This window comes from Bacillus sp. 220_BSPC, from assembly GCF_001054655.1.
Classification (GTDB): Bacteria; Bacillota; Bacilli; order Bacillales; family DSM-1321; genus Peribacillus; species Peribacillus frigoritolerans.
The window spans coordinates 48,355-54,853 of the sequence record NZ_JVPL01000183.1; the positions used below are offsets into that span (position 1 = coordinate 48,355).

Below are 6,499 nucleotides of genomic sequence, written 5' to 3' on the forward strand. Positions count from 1 at the left end.
CATAATAATTGGTAATTTACTTAAATTGTAATCTATGAGTTTTAAAACTGTCAATTTACACTAAACTCAATTAGGCTCGTATTTATGTATGGGCAGGTTAATGGAGAAACATGTCCCTTTCCCTTGTACACTTGACACATGTACCGTACCATCCATGCTTTTGATAACGCTATATGAAACCATCATGCCCAATCCCGTCCCTTTATTTTTTGTCGTGAAGTAAGGCTCACCTAAACGATATATTTGTTCCTGTGTCATTCCAATTCCCTGATCTTGGATCTTAATTTGGATGGTGGAGGCAGCATGAATCAAATGTACGTATATTTTGCCATCATGGTCCATCGATTCTATGCCATTCTTTAAGATATTGAACAAACTCTGCTGGAATTTCTTCCTTTCCCCCATGATATAATAAGCTCCATCTTCGAATAAGGATAACTTCAATTCTGTTCCATTATTGTCAGCCAGGGGTTTTATGCTGTTCACGACATGCTGAATTTCCTCCGATACCTTTAATCGCTCCGTGTTTTCAGGGCTTATGGCAGCAAACGTCAAATAATCATTAATGACATCCGTGGCCCGATCTAATTCCTTCAATGCAATATTTGCATATCTGATCTTTGTATGGGAAGAAACGTCTTCGCTTAACATTTGTATATAGCCCCTGGTAACTGTAAGGGGATTTCTGACTTCATGAGATATGCTTGCAGCCAGATGGCTAACGATTTGCAATTTTTCCGCTTTCACTAATTTTTCGAGAACCTGAAAATTAGTGAGGATGACCTCCCATAGTAAGATTACAACAACGATTCCAATGACTTGGATCGTGAAGTATTGTTTCCATAGACTTATGCCGATAGTAAGTTCAAATACTACTGTTGAAATAAACTGCGTGAGAATATGTACAATGAAGATTAATGATATACCGATGAGAATTTTTTTACTGACAGAGAGTTTCAAATAGTATTTAGATATAAAAAACAAGGAAACACCCACAAGTGGAAAAGTGATGCATGATATGTAAAATCCATTATCACCCCCTGATAAATAACGGATAATAAGAGTGATGACTATCAATATGATTCCTAACCGATAGCCTCCATATAAACCGCCTAACAGAAAAGGGATCCATCTAAGGTCCCAAACAAAATCCTCTTCTATTACAACGGGAAATAGCATGCATAGAACAAGTGAAAGAATAGGGAAAATCGATAGGAAGGATCCTTTTAATGCATCTAAACGGTATACGTACTTCACTAGATAGCTCATTTGCAATAAAAAGATCGGAAAAAGGATAAGTAAAAAGTTAATCAGTAAATCTTTGGTCATAAGATTCATTTCTACACCGAACTTTCGATATTTTTCGAATATTTAGACAGGTATATCAATCATAACAAGATAGATAATGATAAGCTAGTGAAATTATTATGAGGAAAATAAAAGTTACCTCTTCCTCCATCCAGGAAAGAAATTGAGGTAATGTTATATAAAAAATACCCGTTCTTAAAGATCGGGTAGGTACTTTTTTCCATATTGGTAAAACTGTTGAATTTTCCAAGAGAACAATTTTCAATTACCATTATTTTCAATTAGTATTAATGGGGAGAATTATCGACTGATTTGTTAAAAATGATCAGTCCACTGAATATCGAAATTTTTTTCTTCCAGAAAAGCGTCCTATACAGAAACCCTTTTTAGATATAGAAGTGAGATGTTACAGTTCATTCACTCTGCTGGTTCTTGAATGTTTTCCCATCATGGTAATAAAGTTCAGAACCTAGATGAACATTGTCATTTTCTTTCAATTGACGAATAAGTTCTTTACTTTTTGTTTTATTCATTTCTTTATACCAGGTTCCTTGTGGATATAGAACAGCAATCGGACCATGCTTGCATTGGCCGTTGCATAATGTTTTTGTTGTGTGAATCTCCTTTTGTAGTTCTAAGTTTTTCAATTCCCCTCTAATCGTCTCTGTTACTTCTTCTGCTCCATTTTTCGTACATGTTTTCCCGTTGCAAATTAATAGATGTTTGCTAACCCCATCTAAGTTCATATAAATTCCCCTTTTTCCTTATTATTTGGCCTCTATAACGAATGGATAGCACTAGACTTTACCATAAAATTTAAATTCTCCTCAAATTTTTATCAACCTCAAACTCTATGGGACTAACCTGATAGCAAGGTTTCCGGGTTTACTATCAACAAACACATTATAAGAGTATTCAGGCAGTCGAATTTCAGAGTATAAACGCCATTTCCTTTTTCCTCAGGATTGTATGGAAACAATTAACGACCAGGGTAATGATAAACCATACAAATTATAAACCATACCCCGGTAAAGTATATGTTACTCTAAAAGAAATCGTACTACAATTCGCACGTTCTTTTTTTAATGTTATGGTACATGTCTGGATTAAATTCCACTTCAAAGGTTCTTTTCTCTACACTACCTTCAATCGCTTTATTGCACTGCCCATAAAACATAAAAAAGCCAAGCACCGATTCAGAGATTTTCTAATACTATTTTTCTCCCGAATTCTAGAAAAAATAAAGGTTGTATAAGTGACAGAGAGTTGGAATATGGATTAGCGGCACAAAATAAGAAAAATGAAGAAAAACTCTGTAGAGACTCATTCATTCATTCAGATGTTTGTTCTTAAGTTTGTGAATACCTGGTTTTTTCAACCTTGACTTTTGTTCTAGTTTTCCCCACACTCTAGAAGTCTTACATGTGTACGAAAAAAGACTACACCTAAAAACTGTACTTAAAACGAAAACACAAAATAATGTTAGAAAAAGAATAGAAAAAAACACTGAAACGATCATTTCAGTGCCATCAAAAAAATATTTGAATAAGTATTAATAAAGAGCTGATTTTGCGAGCATGGTGATTGTCGCATCATCCATCGGAGGATTATGAAGTCCTGCGCGTACATCCCTATAGTAGCGTTGCAGGGGATTGTTTCGTTGTAAACTTTTGGCTCCGACGACTCTCATCGCTTTATCGACGATGGAAATCGATTTGTTGACGACCGATAACTTAACTGCCCCCAATTGCTTCGATAATTCATCATGATTTTCAGGCTGCCGCACCCATTTTTCTGCGACAGAGTAGAGGAAATGGTGTGCTTCACCCAATTCCAGTTCCATCTCCCCAATTGTGCGTTGAACATTCGGAAGGTCCCTGATTGGTCCTGGTAAGCTATTCGGAGAATAGGTTTTCGCAAATTCGACTGCGTAATTTCTGGCAGCCACTGCGATTCCCAAGTAGCAAGCCGGTATATGTAATAGCCACGCTTCAGGTTTTCTTTTTTCACCAGGATTGCTTTTCATGACATAATACTTTTCAGGCAGGCTGACATCTTTTAACACCAGATCATGACTTCCTGTCCCCTGCATGGAAATCATATCCCAAGTTTCTTCTATACTTACACCCTTTACATCACGATGAACTAAAAATGTGCCAAGTCGCTCATCCTCGGGTACCCATGCCGTTACTAGAAAAATATCAAGGACGGGAGAGAGTGTAGTAAAAGTCTTTCTGCCATTCAAATTCCATTGATTACCCTTTTTGATCGCGATGGTTTCCGGTCGGCCTCCGCGCGTCGGGCTCCCCGTTCCAGCCTCAGATGCTGCCGTATTGATTAGTGCACCTTTTGAAACTTCATCATACAATTCTTTCATGACTCCTTTTTCCCATGGTCTCTTCTCCGATAAGGAAAGTACCGTTCCGACATGCCAGCCTATTCCTAAGGCTGTTGGGCCGCAAAATTGAGCTATTTTTTCTTGGCATAGGAGAAAATCATATAAGGAACCGCCATATCCGCCATGCTCTTTAGCTAAAGTTAATAGGGGGTATCCGAATTCCTTTAACTCCTGAATGTTTTCATAAGGAAATCCCTTTGAATCATCAAGTGCCTCAGATCGGCCGGTAAAGGACTGAATCGCTTCCTCTAATTTTTGTATATATTCTTTTTGCTTCTGTGATTGAAAAAACGACATGAAGATTATCCCTCCTCTAGTAAACAAAAATCTTGAACCATCCAGCAGCAGAAACAGAACGGCTAACTCCACTTTATCATATCACCTTAGTGTAGTTTATGGTTCGAATCTGCACATTAAGAGTCAATGTCTTCATTTTTATATTCTTTGTTCGCGTTCTTGTAAGCCTCCTTCGCCTGATCAATATTTTTGTTTTCGAGAAAGTAAGCTATCGCGGCTTGCCCGATTCCATAAGTGACGGCACCCGCTACCGCACCGGAAACGACTAGACCAGCTCCTGGGATGAAACGGACTGCAGCCCTGACACCTTCCCTGACAAGGAGTCCGATGCCAACATTGATTCCTAACGCTGCAATGAATTCACTTGCCGTTTTCGTATTGATTTCTTTATCCGCGATAAAACCAATCACCACAATCATCAAACCCTGAATGCCGGTCAAAATGGGAAAATCGGCAAAAGGTATTGGCTCTGCACCGATTAGACCTGCGATTGCCGTAAACGTTCCCACTATCGTCCGCGCGAATTTCTTCTTAACGAATTGGCTCTGCATCGCTTTGGCAGTCTTCAGCTTCGCCTCACTGGGTAAGGCCTCAATTAAGTAATCAGAAAGCAAATCTATGTTCCAACGCATATCATATTCAATATTTCCGCTTTCATCAAAATCAATATACGAACAAGTAGGAATAATGTTCAAAAGTGGTATTTCACTATCTTTAAATCGTTTTGACATCAAAACGATGGCTTCATCAATATTCTTTTTTTTCTTAGGATTGGCATCAAAAGGTACTTGTTTATAATGTGGCGGATCTAATTCATCCACTTGTGTGACCACACAGATGACAGGAACATCATAATGGTGATTCTCTTTAACGATCTTGCGCAGCTTATTCAATTCTTGTAAATCTTCTTCAATTCGTGAATCCGCTTCTTTTGCTTTAATCAAGAAAAGAAACACATCAGGCTGTTCTTCAGTCACCGCTTTTATCAATTCATCCAATGGTGTATCTTCTTCGAACTCTTCCGTAGGAGCTTCACTCTCACCCAGCCCGCGTGAATCCAGTAAACGAATTTTGGGTTCGGCATCACTCGGGTACCATAACCATTTCCCCTTACCCGTTCCAGATTTAACGGAACTGACATATTGCCGTTCCTGACCAAACATCGCATTGATCAGTGAGGATTTTCCAGACCCTCTTCTTCCGACAAGAGCGATTCGCGGTTCCCTTGCATCAACAGTCATCGTTTTCAGCTTTAAGAGCTGGTCGAGCATTTTGGTTTTTTTCGATTGTGAAATTGGGAGCTTATCTACCTGGCCTTTAATGAAACTGAATATGCTTCCCATTTCATCTTGTTTTTCCGCCATCACTCATTCCCCCTTTTTAAGAAGTGTCTTAAGTAACATTTACCCTTGAGCAATTCAATTTAAGCATGTAACTTCATTCTCCTTGCAAATTAAGGGGTTCCATTTCTCTAATCAATAACTCTTTTCTTTTAAGAACATAACGACACTGGCCATGTATTTTTGAATTTCCTGGACTTGAAAGGCCGCAGAATCCGCAATCTGTTTGTAATGATGCTGTCCTTCATCGGTTATTCGTAAATACCGTTTAGTTCGTTTTTCACTTTCCCACCTGCCGACAAGTAGGCCGTTCTCTTCCATTTCATGAGATAAATCGTATAAATAGCCGTTAGAAGCGATCCAACCGAACTGATTTTTAAGCAGATCGCCAATTTCCCCCATATAAATGGGTTTCTTAGTGAAAGCGGCTTTTAAAGTTACATAACGGACAAGATCCTTCACCGATATTATTTTCGAGAAATAAGACCTGTATTCTTCTGGAAGCTCATTTACAACCGGTGGGTTTTCACCAGATCCCCTTAAATCGAACATGAAGCGATCAATGACCTTTTTCACTTCGGAAAACCGTTCCAGGAAATTTTCTTGATACCATATGTAAAGCTCTTTGCCTTTTTCCGTTATTTGATAATAATTTCTTCCCTTATTCGTATATAATGATAAATGATTGGATTCGACTAGCGTATTCGATATTTTACATAAATAGTCATAGCTATGCACTTTTCCAGTGAACGTATTTTTCAGGTCCTGATGAATCGCCCTTGGATAATTCGCTTTTATCCTCAAAGAGTGAAGTAAGAAAATCGTTAAAAATTCGCGCTGGCTCAACCCCACGGTTTCTACCGTCGCAGACAGTTTCTCCCCTTTCTTCACAGTCATTCCCCCCTTAATACTGTATATAATTAAATATTTCTTCCTTCCCCTTATTATCCTGTGCTGCCACATAATAGTAAAGTTTTTAATGCCAAACTGCCTAGTACCAATTTTTTGGATTCGATCTATTGTGGGATAGGAGAATTCCGAATATTCTGTCGAGGTTTATTGTGAAATAGTTTAAAACTAAAAAAGAAACGGCCTATGATAAGGCCGTTTCAGTTTGTAGACAAAAGGGGTTCGGAATTAAAAAATTCTGAACCCC

5 protein-coding genes are annotated in these 6,499 nt (G+C 38.3%); all 5 read right to left on the minus strand.

From position 1 onward, the window contains the following. Window positions 1-66 precede the first annotated feature (66 nt). The 5 genes from ADA55_RS13080 to ADA55_RS13100 all read right to left on the minus strand — a co-directional run bounded on the left by ADA55_RS13080 (window position 67) and on the right by ADA55_RS13100 (window position 6,240). Window positions 67-1,329: a sensor histidine kinase gene (locus ADA55_RS13080; RefSeq protein ID WP_048882898.1), complete on the minus strand. Its 1,263-nt coding sequence runs from the start codon at window positions 1,327-1,329 to the stop codon at window positions 67-69. A gap of 392 nt (window positions 1,330-1,721) precedes the next feature. Then, window positions 1,722-2,054: a (2Fe-2S) ferredoxin domain-containing protein gene (locus ADA55_RS13085; RefSeq protein WP_048684492.1), complete on the minus strand. Its 333-nt coding sequence runs from the start codon at window positions 2,052-2,054 to the stop codon at window positions 1,722-1,724. Between the two features lie 806 nt (window positions 2,055-2,860). Beyond that, the gene (locus ADA55_RS13090) at window positions 2,861-4,003 is read right to left on the minus strand and encodes an acyl-CoA dehydrogenase family protein (RefSeq protein WP_048684493.1); all 1,143 of its coding nucleotides are present in this window, start codon (window positions 4,001-4,003) and stop codon (window positions 2,861-2,863) included. 116 nt (window positions 4,004-4,119) lie between these two features. Then, window positions 4,120-5,367 (minus strand): GTPase family protein, encoded by a 1,248-nt coding sequence (locus ADA55_RS13095; RefSeq protein ID WP_048684495.1) that lies wholly within the window; start codon window positions 5,365-5,367, stop codon window positions 4,120-4,122. Between the two features lie 111 nt (window positions 5,368-5,478). Next, complete coding sequence (locus ADA55_RS13100) at window positions 5,479-6,240, minus strand: helix-turn-helix transcriptional regulator (protein ID WP_054395858.1); 762 nt, start codon at window positions 6,238-6,240, stop codon at window positions 5,479-5,481. Window positions 6,241-6,499: the final 259 nt, after the last annotated feature.

Bases quoted from the DNA above. Each gene is read 5' to 3' on its own strand.
- ADA55_RS13085 (WP_048684492.1), bottom strand. From the start codon at position 2,054: ATGAACTTAGATGGGGTTAGCAAACATCTATTAATTTGCAACGGGAAA.
- ADA55_RS13095 (WP_048684495.1), bottom strand. From the start codon at position 5,367: ATGGCGGAAAAACAAGATGAAATGGGAAGCATATTCAGTTTCATTAAA.
- ADA55_RS13090 (WP_048684493.1), bottom strand. From the start codon at position 4,003: ATGTCGTTTTTTCAATCACAGAAGCAAAAAGAATATATACAAAAATTA.
- ADA55_RS13100 (WP_054395858.1), bottom strand. From the start codon at position 6,240: ATGACTGTGAAGAAAGGGGAGAAACTGTCTGCGACGGTAGAAACCGTG.
- ADA55_RS13080 (WP_048882898.1), bottom strand. From the start codon at position 1,329: ATGACCAAAGATTTACTGATTAACTTTTTACTTATCCTTTTTCCGATC.